Raw genomic sequence first — 16,666 nt, 5'->3', positions numbered from 1 at the left:
AATCATCTCCTTTTAATCACTCAATCTTGTTATACATCATCCCTAAATTCTTATCATAATGTAACTTATATCCATTAATAATAAAATCATTATTTTCATCAAGTAAAATGCCTAATGAACCCCTTAACCATGGACACATTTGCCAATTTGGTAAATACTTTTTATTGAATTTTTCCAATTCATCAATCGTTTTATCGATATTATATGATTTAGACATAACCACAGGAAGCTTAATTGTATTGGTAGCAATATTCTTAGTGATCTGATCAATTTCTAAGTCACTATTAGATATCATCTTTCCATTTAATAATTTATAGTTGTCATCTTTAGTTTTCCATAAAACTATAACTTCAATATTTTCTTCACCATCTCTAACCTCTGCATCACCCTTAGAATCACTGAGTTCATCCTTAGACTTGTTTATCCAACCAATTAGGTTATCCTTATTTTTTTCATACTTTTTAATCATGTATGTTTTTGCGGATTTACGTTTATCATTGATTAATTCTTGATAACTATCTTTAGCCCTTTTGTACTTTGCATCAAAGTCATTAGGTAAATCTAAATTGATGTTTGTTATATCAGAACTTAGATTATATACAGATTGAACAAGACAAGATAAGTCTCTCGGTATACTTATTATTGATGGTAAATAATATTGGGTTCTAATTAATAGTAATTCTCCATAAATAGCAATTGAACCAGAATCAAATTCATAATTAGAATCTGTTTGAAGAACATATACTTGTGGCTTCTTTAATTTTGATGGCCTATTGCTATTATTATTCTCATGACGTTGAAGTCTACCAATTCTTTGCATCAATAAATCCATTGGTGCTAAATCAGTAAACAAAATGTCAAAATCAATATCTAAACTCTGTTCTAAAACTTGAGTTCCAACAATAATCTTTTTATAAGGCCTATGTGAATTATCTTTACCAATTTCTAGTAAAAGATTTTTCTCCTTATTAGACCTATCAGTTGCAATAAAACTAGAATGTAATAACTCAACACTATCTTCACCAAATTCTTCAATCATATCCTTTGCAATTTGTTGTGCCCTTTTTACGGTATTAACAATTATTCCTGCAACTCCACCATCAGAAAGAACACTCTTTAATTCATCCAAAAGATTTCCATTAAATTTATTTAATTTTACATTTTTTGAATCAATGTTATCAGAAACGCTTATTTGACTAACTTTATTCCCATCAGTATAAGTAATTAATGGATATGCATTATTTTGATTATAATCATCTGCTCCACTAATACCTAAATACGAATTAATCATCTTGAGCCTTTTATCAGATGGCAATGTTGCTGATAAAATAACCACTGGTACCCCATATTTGCCTAACCAATTCAGTGATCTATACAAGTATTCTTGCATATATGCATCGAAACTGTGTGCTTCGTCAATTACAACTACTTTTTGACTAAATCCTAAATGGCGCAATTCCAGATGCTTTTTCTTAAGTGCAAGCAGTAATAATTGATCTATTGTCCCTACAACAAAGTCATCCAGAATCGCTTTTTTATTTCCTGAAAACCACCCATTAACTAATACACCTGCATTTTCATCTTCATTAATATCTATTGAGTGTGGAATCTTGGTAAAACTATCATTCAAAGCAGCTTTTCCATGAACAAGCTGAATTTCTACATTAGTGTCACTTGATGCTGCTATTTTTTCACACCAAGCTTCAACTCGGCCAAACATTGCATTAGTTGTCGCTTGAGTAGGCAAAGCCCAAAATAATCCACTGCACCCTTTTTTTTGAGCAAGTTGTTCTACAGATGATAATGCAGCTTCAGTTTTTCCAGTTCCCATTCCAGCTTCAATAATAAATACTCCTGGGTCAATAGAATCATCAATTGTACTAAATAACTGCTTCTGTAATTTATGAGGATCAAATCCAAAACGATCATTATAATAATCGTTAGCATCTGTATAGATTTCTGGTTCCCATTTAAATGTTTTGAACCACTTTAACCATCCATTTTTATATCTATTAGATCCATCTTTTACTTGGTCCATGTTAAATAAGCCGAAATAGTTCTCATTACTTGCGACCCAATCAGCCATTACTAGTAACCCTTCCAATATAACCTGTGAACCAAAGCTTTTGATACTTGGAATATTATCAATAGTATTAAGACCGCTTTCTTTTAAAGCCCATTGAAAATAATCTTTTTGGATGCGTTCCCATCTTTCATGTATCCTATCGTAAACATTACTAAAGTAGTAGTTAATTGGATATTTAGGAAGTTGCCTTTTTACATCACCTATCGATGTAACAGGCATTCCATGATGTCCACCAATAATTGATCCAATTTCGTCATTAACTCCATACTGTTTTAAAATTGCTTCTCCAGCTAAAGCATGCGGTGAAAATTTAGATGTAGGAATCTTTGTATCATCACTGGGGAAAAAGCCATTTTGAATTAGTTTACTTTTTATAGATAAATCTAGTTCTCTTATTCCTCTATAACTATCTTTGCTTTGAAATGCAGGAGTTGCCTTTCCAATATCATGTAATAAGGCAATAAATTTAACCAATTGCTCAGCTTTTTCATCTAATTCAGAAACTGGAATATTATTATATGAATCAGAAATTGCCTTTTTTATCGTTAACTGCTGATTATCACTTAAATATTTTCTATACAACATTTTAATAGTAAAACTAGTGTCTAGAAGATGTTGCTTCAAAGGCAACCATTTTGGTAATCCATCATTACCAATTGATTTTTTTGCCCATAAGGTCTCATCCATTCTTCATTCCTCCTTTCCTATAACCTTAAATAGTATTATATACTAAAGACAAGGAAATTTAAATACCATTATCAATAATTTGTATAAATAATTATCAAGGCCTATAGTTAAAAAATCATCTACTTCTCCCTATTCCTTCTAATCCGTTTATACCGGCGACTATAAGCCAATTTATAATCCATCTGAGCAGTTACACCAATAAGCAACGCTGTCATAGCAGCAGATTGGACCACTTTTAAATTGGATTGAGTGTTGGAGTAGACAACCATTCCAGCAACCATACTAGCGATTACTAAGATGGAAATAATAATAAATAACATTTGATCCGTCTCCTGACTGTTTTTCTCAGCTTTAAAGTCTTTCGAGGTCCATGGAATATCGCTGATTAAATTATGAATGGCATCAACAATTATGCTAACCCCTGCACTTGTAAAGTTTCCAATCACAATTCCGATAAAACTAAAAAATAATATACGCATAGTTAAGCATCCCTTCTATAACAACTAAAGTTATATGTAATTGCGAAATTTCCCCATTACGAAATTTCGCAATTTCGCAATTGACTATAATTTTTTATTTTTTAATCAGTTTAGTTAATGTAACAATTAATTATTGACTCAGAAATAAATAGTAGCAAACGCTTTAATCGCAAGCATTCACTACTACATAATTACATTAAAATCGTGTTATTTGATTGTTGCTTACTACCATAGTGTTTAGCAAGATGCTTAGTTTGATAATAGGTTCCTGAGTTAACCCCTGCTTGCATTGAATGAATCGTCAGTTGATTTGACTTCTTCACCTTTTTCACATTGAAGTAACTACCTGAACCAAAACGTTGATTCCATCCATAAGTTGCTATCCAGTCATTGTCACGCCAAGCGTAGATCCAATTTGCTTGCTTTTTGGTGGCCTTCGTTGCATCGTGTTTTTGATATGCATGTAAACTAACTGTAGCTGTAGTCCGTTGATCCTTAATCACTGACAATTGATGATCAGAAATCTTTAACGTAGTATACCCTGTCTTTTTATTATATGCATACCACTTAGCCTGCATTGGACTAGGAAAGGCATTTAGATACTGCTTACTAGCACTAGCCGTTGTGGTCATAAAACTAAAAAATAAACCTAATCCCATTAATAATGGTAAAACTCGTTTGAACCTCATTTAATCGTCCCCCTTATCTAACTTGTTTATCTGATAAAACCAACTAATAACGCTACTCCTAGTGATGCAAGTAAAATCAATCCCACCATCATCATATGGAATCGCTTATGATTCATCAACAAGGCCACGTACTCTCTAATGGTAGCATTCGGAATAAAGAACCGACTAGTTCGCGCACCTAGCCCTTGAATTGGTAACCCTGCTTGATGCGCATAGATTCCAGCACGGAAAATATGGTAATCATTAGAAACATAGATTCCATCATTCAACGGCAGCTTGTGTTGCTCAATAATTCGTTTAGAGAATAACATATTCTGCAAAGTCGTTTTTGATTGCACTTCAGCGACAACATGGTTAGCTGCTACCCCATGGTCAATTGCATATGTCCGCATCGCCTGACCCTCTGGAATCGTTTCATCATTGCCCTGACCACCGGAGCAAATTAACAGCGGAGCATGGCCAGTGGCCGCTTTGACCTGGTGATAAAATTCAATTCCCTTATTAATACGCGAAGCTAATAGTGGAGAAACCTGATCTCCATGAAGTAATCCAGCACCCAATACAATAATAAAGCGCTTATTGGGCCGCGGCTTCTTAAAGGTAAACAAAAACGCGGCTAGCATGAATGAAACGATACAGAATAGCAGGTACAAAATAGATAGCACAATTACCGAGTATGAAAAGACCCCGATTGGACCTAGTGGATGCTTCGTTAACATCCCATTCAACACCGGTAACCCTAATGTAATCACCCCGATAATCAGCGTTAACATGTTCGCCAACGTGTGATTCTCGCGTCGCCACACAATTAAGGCGTTCCACAACCAAAAGAATCCCTGGAAGAAGTAGATAAACAAAAGTAATAAAATGATCAATCCAAACAACACTACATAACCATCGATAATCAAATGATTGTTCAAACCAATAATGCCGACCGTAATCATCAAAAAAAATGAACCTAGTGCAATTGTGGCCAAAAAGCCATTTAGCAGACGTGCTGGATTAGATCGAAAACTTAAGCAGAGTAATAGTATCCAGAACAACGTAAATAATGCGACTGGTACAAAAACAGCGATAGTATTCACCCCCTCGATAATTAGTTGTCAGTTATCATTTTAGCACAATTCAATTTCAGCATAAGCAAAAAAGGAGCATCCCGCCACTGGCGAGATGCTCCTCGATTACTACATTGTATTAATGTGTTTTACTTCTGATTGGTGACGTTCAAACCCGGAGGTCTTAGCGACCACATACAATGGTCTTTCTCTAGATGTTTCAAAGATTCGGTAGAGGTATGCACTAACGATTCCTAACATCAAAGCAGAAATGCCAAATAGTTCGAACATTGAGAAGATTGCAAATTGAAGGGTTGCGAATCCAGTAAATAGGGATATGAATCCGTAGATGACCCCAATTGCGATCATGATGAATCCGGCAACGTTAACTAACTTCAATGGCACATCTGAGAATGAAGTGATTCCATTCATTGAAAGATGCAACATCTTGGATAACGGGTACTTTGTCGTTCCAGCGGTCCGTTCATCCCGTTCGTATTCAACCGCCGTTTGCTTAAATCCGACCCAACTGACCATCCCCCGGACGAACGGATCTGGTTCATCCATCTTTGAGAGGACTTTAACGACTTGGCGATCCATTAATCTAAAATCACCAGTGTCTAATGGGATATCGATATTCGCGAACTTATGCAAAATCCGGTAAAATGCGGATGCGCTGGCCTTTTTGAACCAACTTTCACCATCACGTTGGAGTCGTTTTCCGTATACCACGTCGTATCCTTCATGCCACTTCTTGACCATTGCTGGAATGACCGATGGTGGATCTTGTAAGTCGGCATCCATTACCACCACTGCATCTCCAGATGCGTACCGAATTCCAGCAGTAATTGCTAGTTGGTGACCAAAGTTCCGCGAGAATTGAACTAGGCGAATATTATTATATTGTTGTTCAGCTTCCTGAATTATTGCGGCACTCCGGTCCACACAACCATCATCCACAAAAATTAATTCGTAATCTTCAGGTTGGCTGGCAACGTAGCTTTCTAGAATCTCGATCGTATGCCGAATGCCTTCTTCTTCGTTAAAGACTGGTAATACAATTGAAATTAAAGGATTCTGATTTCTTGCCATGCCCTAACCTCCTGTTAGTTTATTTGTATATTGTTGATAAATCGTAAAGGGTTCCGCTATTACCACCCATCATACCGCCACCAGTAGGCATTTGTTGTTGGGTGTTATTCTTATTAGAACTCTTCGTTGATGGCATCTTATTGCCACTTGGTTTCATGCTTGGCTTACCAGACATCTTACCATTCATTTTACCACCATTTGTAGGCATTTGACCCATGGATTGACCATTCGTCTTCTTGCTAGTTGAACCAGTCGTAGTGGTCGTTGAACCACCGTATTCACTAGCCTTAACCTTAGTGGCGTACTTCTTGATCCAATTAATGATTGCACTATTGGAAGAACCAGACTTACCGCCTGAGTAGTAGTACTTAAGTTGACCGCTCTTAACTAATTGTTTGAACTTAGTTAGAGTCATTGCAGGGTCAGTTCCGTTAAATCCACCCATTGCCATGACTGCCTTACCAGTCTTGATAATGTATGGAGCTGCGGTTCCGGAATCATCAGTTGCAAAGAGGTACTTAGCACTGCCTTGGTGTTTTTCAAGGTATGAAAGTAATTTTGAGTTCACACTTCCATCACCGATTCCACCACCAGCACCACCTTGGCCGTTACTACTTAGTAGATCTGGACCGGCGGTAGGAATGGCAGCTGATTCACCAGCAATCGCTGGTGTCATGGACCAAAATGCAGGCGCTAACATAATTGAAATCATTCCACCGATGGTAAGCGTCTTTAGTTGTTTACCAGGCTTGATCAATAGTAATGCTGCGAATACAATTCCGGCGATGATGAGCAACCAAGTTGCCCATACGTAGTAGCTGCTTACGTACCATGCTTGTAAGGCTGCCGTTACGACGATTGCGAATGGAAGTAAGTAACGCTTCCAATCTTTCCAAGTTGCTGCTTTAAGTTGTTTGTACATTGTAACGACCCCAATTCCAGTCAATGCTGCAATTGGTGGGGCTAACATGATCGTGTAGTATGGGTGGAAGAAACTAGCAACGGAGAAGAATCCGCCGACTGGCACTAACCAACCCGTCCACATAACGAGGTGTTTTTGTTTTTCAGTTAATTGGTACCACTTCCGCTTCCGGTCAAGGAAGTAAGCAAAGGCACTAATTAATCCAACGATCGAGAATGGTAATAACCAACTAATTTGAGGTCCTAGTTGATCTTGGAATAACCGAAGTGGACCTGCAGTACCGATGTTAAAGGCACCACCAGCGCCACCCATTCCACCGCCGCCACCGCGACGATTACCACCTGGCATGTTACCAGCTCTACCATTTTTAGCATTGCCAGGGAAATTGCCAGTCTTACCGTTACCAGGCATTTGCATGCCCTTAGTTGACTTGCTTGAACCAGGTTGACCACCTGGCATGTTACCAGTCTTAGACTTACTGTTGCTACCCATTCCTGGGAAGGCACCACCAGTTCCGGTCGTTTGACCTAAGAGCCGTTCCGTTCCGTTGTAACCAAAGGCTAATTCTAATACGGAGTTGTGTTCAGAACCACCTTCATAAGGCCGTTGACTAGCAGGCGTTAGGTCAACTGACAATGGCCAGATGAGCGTAAATACAACTAACGCAACGGATGCTACTGAAAGATGAGCTAATTTCTTCTTCCAGTTAAAGTGGGATGCTAACCAATAGAATAATAGCATTCCTGGTAAAATCATAAATGCTTGTAACATTTTAACATTAAATGCAATCCCGATAATGGAAAAACTAAGAACTAAGTAACGTAGCTTTTGATTATCGATTGCTTTAACGAGCATGTAGATTGCTAATAATAGGAAGTAAACTAACGTTGCATCCATATTATTAGTTCTAGAGTCAGCCACTGCAATTGGCGTAATCGTCATTGCAAAGGCTGCTAAGTTACCAGCGACCCGACCAAACTTGGGCTTAACCAACCGGTACATTAAGTAGACCGAACCAAGCCCGAAGAGGACGGATGGGAGAACGACACTCCATTGGTGAACCCCAAAGATCTTAGCACTAATTGCCATGAACCATAGGGCTACTGGAGGCTTATCGACCGTAATATATCCAGCGGGATCAAAACTAGCGTACCAGAAGTTCTTAAAACTCTGGGTCATACTAGTAATGGCTGACGTATAGAAGTCGTTCGCGCTTCCGGCCTCCCATATTTTCCATGTATATAATATTAATGCGATGACTAACGTGGCTACTAAGAACCAATCGAGTCTAAATCGCTTATGCAGCGCTTTTGCATCGTGATGCTCAGCTCGTGTTTCTTCAACTTGATTTGATTGATCTGGCATTTCACATCATGCTCCTTTCGAATTGAATAACCATAGTTTAGAACCCCAACCATAAATTAACCTTAAAAATCAAAATAAAAATGATATTTATTTGGTTATTGGTTAAAATAGGGGTTGGAATTAGGAGGAATTTGAATGCAAAACTTACAAATATTGATCGTTGAAGACGACATTCCATTAGCAAAGAGCATCGCTAGTTTCTTAGAGCCCCTAGGTGATGTGACGATTGCCAACGACGGACTTACTGGCCAACAAATGGGCCAAGATAATATTTATGACATTGCTATTTTAGATTTAATGCTACCCGAAAAAAATGGGTACGATGTTTTAAAACACTGGCGAACCGAAGATCAAATCAACTTTCCTGTGTTAATTTTAACTGCTAAGGACACCATTGCCGATAAGGTCCAAGGGTTTTCCAACGGCGCCGATGACTATTTAACCAAGCCCTTTCACCGTGAAGAGTTATTGCTCCGCGTAAAAGCATTACTTAAACGCACCGGCCACTTAGGTGATAACAATCAACTAACTGTTGGGCCCTTTCATGCGGACTTAAGTAACCATACGATTACCATTAACGGTGAAGCCGTACAGCTAAACGGAAAGGAATACGACTTATTGATCTACTTCTTACAAAACCCAGATATTATCATCACCAAGGATCAGATTTTTGATCGTCTATGGGGATTTGATTCTGAAACCACGTTAACGGTCGTTGAAGTATACATGAGTAACCTACGCAAAAAAATTAAAAAAGCGCTGACCAACCAACCAATTAAAACCGTTCGCGGGGTTGGATACCTATTTGAAACGGAGGATTAACCATGAAAACAGCTAATCCCCACCAAAAACAACAGCTAAAGTTATTCATTAAGGAACTGATTGCCTTTGCCATTATCTTTTTAAGCTTAGGGTTAATCATTTACCTATTCTTTAGCCAGTCTATTTACCGTAACATTGACCATAGTTTACAAGTCCAAAAGGAACAAATGCTTAAAAGTCCCCAGCCAGACCCTAATTGGAAGAAAAATCCACCCATTTTTAAGAATGGCCGTGACTTTTCACAAGCCCCTTCATTAAATAGTCCCTTTCGAACTAATGAAATTATTTTCAACAATAATGGTAAAATTCAAAATGCAGCGGCACTGGGGAATCGGACCTATCAATTATTTAGTAAGGTCCAATTAAACCCCAGGACCGTCAATAAAATTCAAGACATGACGTTGACCTATAACGGAATCGTTAGTCATTTTCGTTCCCTCCTAGTTAAGGTGCCCAAATCAGCTCCTGACGAACGAACCGCTGGTAAATATGTTTTGATCCTAGAAAACGTGGATAGCGATTTACTAGCAATCAACAGTTTTAAAAACGCATTAATCATTACATTATTTGTCTTTTGGTTATTAGCGATTGCTGTGGCATTTTTACTATCTAAATCCAGTATGAAGCCCATCATCAAGTCATGGGAACGGCAACGTGAATTTAGTTCCAACGCGGCTCACGAACTACGGACCCCGTTGACCGTAATTCAAAATCAAATGGAAGCCATGTTAACTAAACCTAAGGCTACGATTTTAAGTGAGATCGACGCTGTTTCAACAACTTTAAATGAGACACGACACCTAAAGATCTTAACCGATCGTTTATTGACCCTTGCACGTTCAGACTCTGACATCATTCAAATCAAGAAGCAATCCATCGACTTAAAGCCTTGGTTCCAATCCATTATTAAGCCATATGCTGAAATTGCGGCTAGTCAGAACAAGGCCTTTACTTCCTGGATCGAGACTGATCAGCAAGCAGACATTGACCCGGATCTAATTCGCCAATTAGTCACCATTATTTTTGATAATGCATTTAAATATACGCAACCTGGTGATAGCGTGGGAATCACCGTGTTAAATGATGAACGAAACTTCACCATTCGCATCAGCAACACTGGTGAACGCATCCCTGATGACGATAAACAACACATCTTTGAACGATTCTATCGAACCGATACATCTAGAACCCCAACGACTGGTGGTCATGGATTAGGATTAGCCATTGCTAAATGGATCGTAGACGAACACCACGGTAAAATATTAGTTCGTGACCAACAACCAAAGGGAACGATTTTTGAAATCCAAATTCCACTCGACTAAAAAAGATTGAAGATGCTAAGGGCATTTTCAATCTTTTTTGGTTGGTGATTTTAAATCATGACGAATTTACTTATGCATAAACATATGTTAACATTTACATATGAAATAATTAACATATAAAGAGGAGAATGCATATGTTTAATTCCATTATGACTGGAATTACTGCCTACATCTCAACCGGTATCGATTATATCTTAATCCTAATGACAGTCTTAGCATTTAACCAAACCACTACTGAGCGCATCAAAGTATATTGGGGTGACTTAATTGGCACAATTGTATTAGTGGCCACTAGTTTAGCTCTATCGTTTAGTGCGAAGCTGATTCCTGCGGATTGGATCTTAGGCCTGTTAGGCATCATCCCCATTATCATCGGGATCATTATCCTAACTAAACTAGGTGATGAAGATGAACACGAACAAGTAGTCAAAAGATTATCCAAACGCCACTTGGTACTTAACGTCGCCATCATTACCATTACTACCTGTGGCGCTGATAATATCGGGATTTATGTGCCTATCTTCGCCCAAATTAACCAATGGCATTCATTATTAATCATCTTAGTCACGTTTTTAATCATGTTAACCGTTTTCTTTGGCTTAGCATTACTATTTATCAACATCCCCATCGTAGCCAAACTATTGGATCGATATGGTGATATTTTTACGGCCATCGTTTATATTGGAATTGGCCTATTCATCATGATTGAAGCCAACACTTTTGGCACCATAGTGCACTTGGTTATTAATTCATAAAAATAGCTCTAACTAGGAACCATATGGATCCTAATTAGAGCTATTTTTTATTTTTAAATTCCCTTTTGTTTGAAAAAGCTTAGTAACGATGGAATAAAGATAAATGTATATATCATCATGATAATCCCACTTACCAGATAAACGACTCCTCCATTGGACGCCACATCGAAAATAAAAGTAAATACAACGATTCCAACTGGCATGCTCGAGGTATTGATTGCAACTAACAACGAATTGATTCGACCCAACATACTATTTTCTACATTCTTTTGGATAAAGACTTGAACCGCAACATTAAGTAACGATGCGATAAGGGCCATGAATGCAACTAACGCCCCACCTAATATATTCAAGGTCAGTGCTGTTGGTTTTTGCATTAAAATAAATCCTAATAAAATAAATAACAAGTTGAACAATGCGACCGGCAAGACAAACTTATACTTATATTTAACATTGCTCATTGCCATGCTAAGCACGCTACCGGCAAGAAAACCAAAAGCAAATAATGAATTCATAATCCCTAGCGGACCGTTGCCTAAGTGCAGTTGGACCTTAATGACATAGGGTAACCCAATTGAAATTGCCGCGTAGAAAAAGTTAAATACCAACCCGATCAAAATAACATATTTAATTACCTTGATTTTTTTAATGTAGTCTATTGCTAATTTAAACTTATGCAATTGTGACTGTTCATGACTTGGTTGTTCCTTATGCTCAGTAAAGTAGTGGAACTTCATTGATAACATAATACAAAATGAAATTAAATTTGATGCAATTTCTATTAAGATGAAAAAATCAAAGCCTAACAGGCTATACACCCCAACTGAAATTAATGGTGACACTACCATCGATAACGCCATCGCACTTTGGGTCAATGAATTCAATTTTTGAATATTATTACTGTTGACCAGTTCATGCACTGCTGAATTATAACAAGTCGAATTAATATTAACGGAAACAGAAATCCCAGATAATAGTATTACCACCGGAATCAAAATCGTGTTCTTGGGAAACAGTGGTAACGTAAAGTAAAACAAGGCAATTAATAAGATTCGCAGGGCTGAACTGACAATCAAAATATGCTTATGCTTATATGTATCAACTAAATTACCAATTGGGACCATTAATAATAATGAGACAATGGGCGTAATAATCATATCGATTCCAAAGCTAATCGGTGAATGGGTTCGATCCAATAACATCAATCCCATTGCCATCGAGAACATGTCCCCAGTCAAAGCACTAATTAAATTACTAGCCGCAGCTTTAATCAATTGGGCCTTCGATTCTCGATTGGTAATCGTTGGCATATTATCTGAAGGTACTGCTTGATCCATAACATCGCTCCTATATTAAAATATTATAATCATATTACCATTATTTTTTAATCATAGAAATATTTTAATATTTTGGATACTAAATAATCCATTAATTGCATCCCATAAAAATGCATTAATGGATTATCATTAGTCCTTAGTGATCAATGCTAGCAGTTCTTGATGACTTAGTGCCTTTGTTTTCGAGCCCTCGTATAATTTATCACCATTAATGCTTAAATTATACTTGTCAATTACGTCTGGATGATTGCCTAACCAATCAATTGCTGCGTTCAACCGCTTATCGTGATTGGTTTGCCCATCGTTATAAAGTAAGTTAATTAGCGAATGGTCATCACGACTAGTTAAATGAAGCCGTTCGGTTAAATAGTGTTTTAAAACGACGGCATTATTGTGGGCGGTATTCTTGGCGCCATATAGTAAAATCACATCGCCAGATTGAAGCTTTTTAGCAACTAGCTTAACAAAATCATCAGTAGCTGGATTTTGCTTCAATTCATCAATGTATTTACGCTCAAATTCATCGAATCGATCATCAATATGGTTGAACCATTCTCGCAACTCAGTAGATGGAGCAATCGCTTTTTCCCATTGATCTAATTTGGCATCCGCTTTAGAAATGCCCCGGGCCCATTTACGATCCACTAAGATCCGATAGCCGTCTAAATCAAAGGGCTTGGAATAAATCCGTTCAATTTTTAACAAAATAATGCCTCCTAGCAAAAAATCCACCAGTGTCACTAACGACACTAAGTGGATTTTTAATTATTTATTATCGTCAGATTGGTCTTGATCATCTTTGTGGTCAAACTTATCCTTAGCTTTGTCTACCGTTTCATCAACAAAGTCCTTGGCTTTGCCTAAAAAGCCTTCTGCTTTACCCTTTGCTTCTTCGGCTTTATCACCAGTTACTTTACCTTTTAATTCAGTAGCTTTTCCAGCTAATTTATCTTTTTCATTATCTAAACTCATTTCACCCACTCCTTAAATTTAATTACCTATTATTATAGTCATTATCATAACATTGTCACTTAAAGTGCCTCGTTTTATTTGTTAATGATGTAGTCAACAACAACGATCAAACAGCTAACGTAAATTTATGCCGAACTAACGCTGCTTTTAATTTAATCAACGCGCGTTTCAATTCATCCCCACTAGCCAACGAAGTCAACGAAACTCTAATGAAGCAATCATCAGTAGCACTCCCGACCAATGTCTTATCAGAATGAATCACATGAATTCCATCGTTTAACAATGTTGCTTCAATCTTCGCCCCACTAACGCGGTTAGTGACCGGTATCGTTCGAAAGAATCGATAATCATGCGGATGATCAGTAAACCCAAACACCCGATTAAAAATCTGATTAGCAGCTACCACCATTTGAATCTTACTGTTCATAATTTTACGGGCACTTCCGTTTTGCAGCGCCTTAGTAATAATTTCTGTATCCAATGCCGATGTTTTTACGTTAACGTTAAAAATGGCATTTTTCACTGCTAACTTAAATTGATCAGCAACGCGGATAAATGCGACCCGTAGTCCTGAAACTAGCGGTTTAGACATACTACAGATATAAATACTCTGGGCAGGCACTAATTGACTCAGTTTCGTTAAGGGATGGTCCCGATATAAATTCAAGAAGTTAAGGTAGTCATCTTCAATTAATATTAACTGGTATTGAGCAATCACTTTCGCTAAGGCCACTCGCCGCTCATTGGGCATTAGAGTCGCTGTTGGATTAGCATAATCAGGCATTAAATAAATTCCTTGGATTGCCTTTGATTGACACTGCTGAACTAGTTTTGCTGGTAGCATCCCAAATTCATCCCCATCGATTGGCACTAATTCAATTCCCTTCATCCGAGCCAGTTCAATAAAATTAGCATACGTAAACTTATCTACTGCAATTTTGTCACCGCTGTTAAATAAACTAAGCATCACGACCGTCAATGCGTTTTGGCCGCCAGATGTAATCATCGTGGTCTCTTTATTCGCATGCATCCCAATCCGACTTAAGTAATTACTGGCAATTAATTTATGCTTAGCCATTCCCGTTGGTTCATCATAATTCAATAAAGTCGTCAACTGAACTTGATTAGCCACTGATTGAATCGTCTTTTGAATCATATGATTATTGCTTTCAAATGATGCGTTGAAGCCTAACTCAATGGTATCCTTAATAGCACTTGCAGTGATGGTTTGCGGACCATTAACGTTCTTTGCAATGTAGGTGCCGCGACCCACGATTCCATACGTGATGCCTAACTTTTGGCTTAATTGATATGCCCGGGTTACCGTTGCAAACCCAATGTCTAAAAAGTCAGCCAATTCACGTTGGGGTGGCAACTTAGTGTCTGGCAATAATTCGCCGCTAGCAACGGCTTGCTTTAGGGCTGCCACTAGTGACTTATAATATGGCCGCGTTAATTTACGCTTATCCGGGCGCCAACTAAGTGGATAGTCGGTAAATACATTAATTGACATATGCATTCCTCATTCCAGTTTATTGTAATGAGTACAATTATATCATTGATTGTACTCATTTATGATTTATAATTAAAAATATAATTAATGAGGAAGTGATAAGTATGAATCAGCCAACGTTCAAGTATGCTTTTAAAGCTACAATCCCCATCATGACGGGATTTATCTTCTTAGGGACTACATATGGAATTTACATGCATCAACTGGGGTTCAACTTTATTTACCCCACTTTAATGGCCGCCACCATTTTTGGTGGTTCCGTTGAATTTGTGATTGGGAACTTACTATTGGGTAAATTTAACCCATGGTTAGCATTGATCCTAACACTAATTATAAACTCACGTCATCTATTCTACGCAATCTCAATGCTCGAGCAATATAAGGGAACCGGTAAGAAAAAGTTCTTTATGATCTTTGGGATGTGTGATGAGACCTTTGCCATCAACTATGCCACAAAGGTCCCTAAAGGAATCGATCATAAGGAATTTATGTTCTACGTTACCGTCCTTGATTATTGTTACTGGGTTTCTGGTGCTTTTTTAGGTGGGGTGTTAGGTGGCTTAATCACGATCAAACTACCAGGTCTTGATTTTGTAATGACGGCACTGTTCATTGTCTTATTCGCTAATCAATTTATAAGTGAAAAGAGTCATTTCAGTTCCATCACTGGAATTATTTGGACGGTCCTAGCACTATTCATCGTTGGTCCACAATATTTTCTAATCGTTGCATTGGTAATGATGGTCATTACCCTTGCCATTAAATACAGACGGGAGATGGTCAAATGACAGTTATGCAACAAATCATTACCATTGCCATTGCATCGGTAGCTACAATGGCGACAAGGTTTACGCCCTTCTTAATCTTTCCAGAAGGTAAGCCCACGCCTAAATTTGTAAAGTATCTGGGTGATTACTTACCTCCCGCAATATTAGGTATTCTAGTCGTATATTGTTATAAGGATCAGATTTTACACGTTGACCAAAAAACACTGTTTGCTAGCATTGCCGGGTTAGTAACCTTAGGATTACATTTTTGGAAACGGAATATGATGATATCGATTCTAGTTGGGACTGCTACTTACATGGTACTATTAAATTTTATGTGAACGTAAAAATCATCGACCAGCACTTCATTGTTGATCGATGATTTTTTAAGTTTTTAATAGTAAACGAAATTAGAATACTTAACCCGTTCTAATTGCTTAGCAACTTTGGCACTCCGGTAGTAATGACCATAAGCTGAAACATTGTAGCCTCCAGCAACGGTCAAGACTTCATGCTTACCAAACTGATGTAAATTATAAAAGGTCCCATCACCAGCACTTTGATTCCAGCCATAAGTGTTCAACCAGTTATAGCCGTGAACCTTTTTAGGTAACCAGTATGCATATAACCATTGATTGGTTTTGCTGTTCGCCTTCATAACGATGAAGTAAAGCGCTCAGTGTATATCAAGGACCAAAAGACGCAAAAAAGCAATCGAATATACTTGAATCAAGTAGCCGATAACCTATATCGTTATCAAAGATAGCTCAAGAAGCACGATATCAATTCACGGAAGTTGTTAA

16 protein-coding genes are annotated in these 16,666 nt (G+C 37.7%); 5 read left to right on the top strand and 11 right to left on the bottom strand.

Features of this window, described 5'->3' with window-relative positions; genetic code table 11:
- Positions 1 to 16: 16 nt before the first annotated feature.
- The 6 genes from cas3 to R4146_RS08020 all read right to left on the bottom strand — a co-directional run bounded on the left by cas3 (position 17) and on the right by R4146_RS08020 (position 8,375).
- Positions 17 to 2,773, bottom strand: a complete 2,757-nt coding sequence (gene cas3, locus R4146_RS08045; RefSeq protein WP_339960941.1) for a CRISPR-associated helicase Cas3' — start codon at positions 2,771 to 2,773, stop codon at positions 17 to 19.
- 119 nt (positions 2,774 to 2,892) lie between these two features.
- A complete protein-coding gene (locus R4146_RS08040) occupies positions 2,893 to 3,252 on the bottom strand; it encodes a hypothetical protein (RefSeq protein ID WP_339960940.1) in 360 nt (119 codons plus the stop codon).
- A 191-nt stretch (positions 3,253 to 3,443) separates the two neighbouring features.
- Positions 3,444 to 3,941 (bottom strand): hypothetical protein, encoded by a 498-nt coding sequence (locus R4146_RS08035; RefSeq protein ID WP_339960939.1) that lies wholly within the window; start codon positions 3,939 to 3,941, stop codon positions 3,444 to 3,446.
- A 26-nt stretch (positions 3,942 to 3,967) separates the two neighbouring features.
- Positions 3,968 to 4,918 carry a YdcF family protein gene (locus tag R4146_RS08030; RefSeq protein WP_339960938.1) on the bottom strand — a complete coding sequence of 317 codons (951 nt, stop codon included), beginning with the start codon at positions 4,916 to 4,918 and terminating at the stop codon, positions 3,968 to 3,970.
- A gap of 207 nt (positions 4,919 to 5,125) precedes the next feature.
- Positions 5,126 to 6,088 (bottom strand): glycosyltransferase, encoded by a 963-nt coding sequence (locus R4146_RS08025; protein ID WP_339960937.1) that lies wholly within the window; start codon positions 6,086 to 6,088, stop codon positions 5,126 to 5,128.
- Between the two features lie 19 nt (positions 6,089 to 6,107).
- The gene (locus R4146_RS08020) at positions 6,108 to 8,375 is read right to left on the bottom strand and encodes a glycosyltransferase family 39 protein (protein ID WP_339960936.1); all 2,268 of its coding nucleotides are present in this window, start codon (positions 8,373 to 8,375) and stop codon (positions 6,108 to 6,110) included.
- Between the two features lie 135 nt (positions 8,376 to 8,510).
- Here R4146_RS08020 and R4146_RS08015 point away from each other — a divergent pair, with 135 nt between their 5' ends.
- The 3 genes from R4146_RS08015 (at position 8,511) to R4146_RS08005 (ending at position 11,274) form a co-directional block, all read left to right on the top strand.
- Positions 8,511 to 9,197 (top strand): response regulator transcription factor, encoded by a 687-nt coding sequence (locus R4146_RS08015; protein ID WP_339960935.1) that lies wholly within the window; start codon positions 8,511 to 8,513, stop codon positions 9,195 to 9,197.
- A 2-nt stretch (positions 9,198 to 9,199) separates the two neighbouring features.
- Complete coding sequence (locus R4146_RS08010; protein ID WP_339960934.1) at positions 9,200 to 10,519, top strand: sensor histidine kinase; 1,320 nt, start codon at positions 9,200 to 9,202, stop codon at positions 10,517 to 10,519.
- A 134-nt stretch (positions 10,520 to 10,653) separates the two neighbouring features.
- Positions 10,654 to 11,274: a cadmium resistance transporter gene (locus tag R4146_RS08005; RefSeq protein ID WP_339960933.1), complete on the top strand. Its 621-nt coding sequence runs from the start codon at positions 10,654 to 10,656 to the stop codon at positions 11,272 to 11,274.
- A gap of 53 nt (positions 11,275 to 11,327) precedes the next feature.
- Here R4146_RS08005 and R4146_RS08000 read toward each other — a convergent pair whose 3' ends face one another.
- The 4 genes from R4146_RS08000 to R4146_RS07985 all read right to left on the bottom strand — a co-directional run bounded on the left by R4146_RS08000 (position 11,328) and on the right by R4146_RS07985 (position 15,096).
- The gene (locus R4146_RS08000; protein WP_339960932.1) at positions 11,328 to 12,611 is read right to left on the bottom strand and encodes an MFS transporter; all 1,284 of its coding nucleotides are present in this window, start codon (positions 12,609 to 12,611) and stop codon (positions 11,328 to 11,330) included.
- 129 nt (positions 12,612 to 12,740) lie between these two features.
- Positions 12,741 to 13,319 (bottom strand): DUF488 domain-containing protein, encoded by a 579-nt coding sequence (locus R4146_RS07995; RefSeq protein WP_444939759.1) that lies wholly within the window; start codon positions 13,317 to 13,319, stop codon positions 12,741 to 12,743.
- A gap of 57 nt (positions 13,320 to 13,376) precedes the next feature.
- Positions 13,377 to 13,583: a CsbD family protein gene (locus tag R4146_RS07990; protein WP_339960930.1), complete on the bottom strand. Its 207-nt coding sequence runs from the start codon at positions 13,581 to 13,583 to the stop codon at positions 13,377 to 13,379.
- A gap of 106 nt (positions 13,584 to 13,689) precedes the next feature.
- Positions 13,690 to 15,096, bottom strand: a complete 1,407-nt coding sequence (locus R4146_RS07985; protein WP_339960929.1) for an aminotransferase-like domain-containing protein — start codon at positions 15,094 to 15,096, stop codon at positions 13,690 to 13,692.
- A gap of 104 nt (positions 15,097 to 15,200) precedes the next feature.
- Here R4146_RS07985 and R4146_RS07980 point away from each other — a divergent pair, with 104 nt between their 5' ends.
- Both R4146_RS07980 and R4146_RS07975 read left to right on the top strand, forming a co-directional pair.
- Positions 15,201 to 15,884 carry an AzlC family ABC transporter permease gene (locus R4146_RS07980; RefSeq protein WP_339960928.1) on the top strand — a complete coding sequence of 228 codons (684 nt, stop codon included), beginning with the start codon at positions 15,201 to 15,203 and terminating at the stop codon, positions 15,882 to 15,884.
- On the top strand, positions 15,881 to 16,204 hold the full coding sequence (locus R4146_RS07975) for a branched-chain amino acid transporter permease (protein WP_339960927.1): 324 nt from the start codon (positions 15,881 to 15,883) through the stop codon (positions 16,202 to 16,204). The genes R4146_RS07980 and R4146_RS07975 overlap by 4 nt, the downstream gene beginning before the upstream one ends.
- A gap of 53 nt (positions 16,205 to 16,257) precedes the next feature.
- Here the strand turns inward: R4146_RS07975 and R4146_RS07970 are convergent, their stop codons facing one another.
- Positions 16,258 to 16,521, bottom strand: a complete 264-nt coding sequence (locus R4146_RS07970; RefSeq protein ID WP_339960926.1) for a hypothetical protein — start codon at positions 16,519 to 16,521, stop codon at positions 16,258 to 16,260.
- Positions 16,522 to 16,666 lie beyond the last annotated feature (145 nt).

Origin of the sequence: Nicoliella lavandulae (genome assembly GCF_037546185.1) — a bacterium.
GTDB lineage: Bacteria > Bacillota > Bacilli > Lactobacillales > Lactobacillaceae > Nicoliella > Nicoliella lavandulae.
Note: the sequence above shows the minus strand (reverse complement) of the source record. Positions and strands in the feature narration are given on the sequence as shown.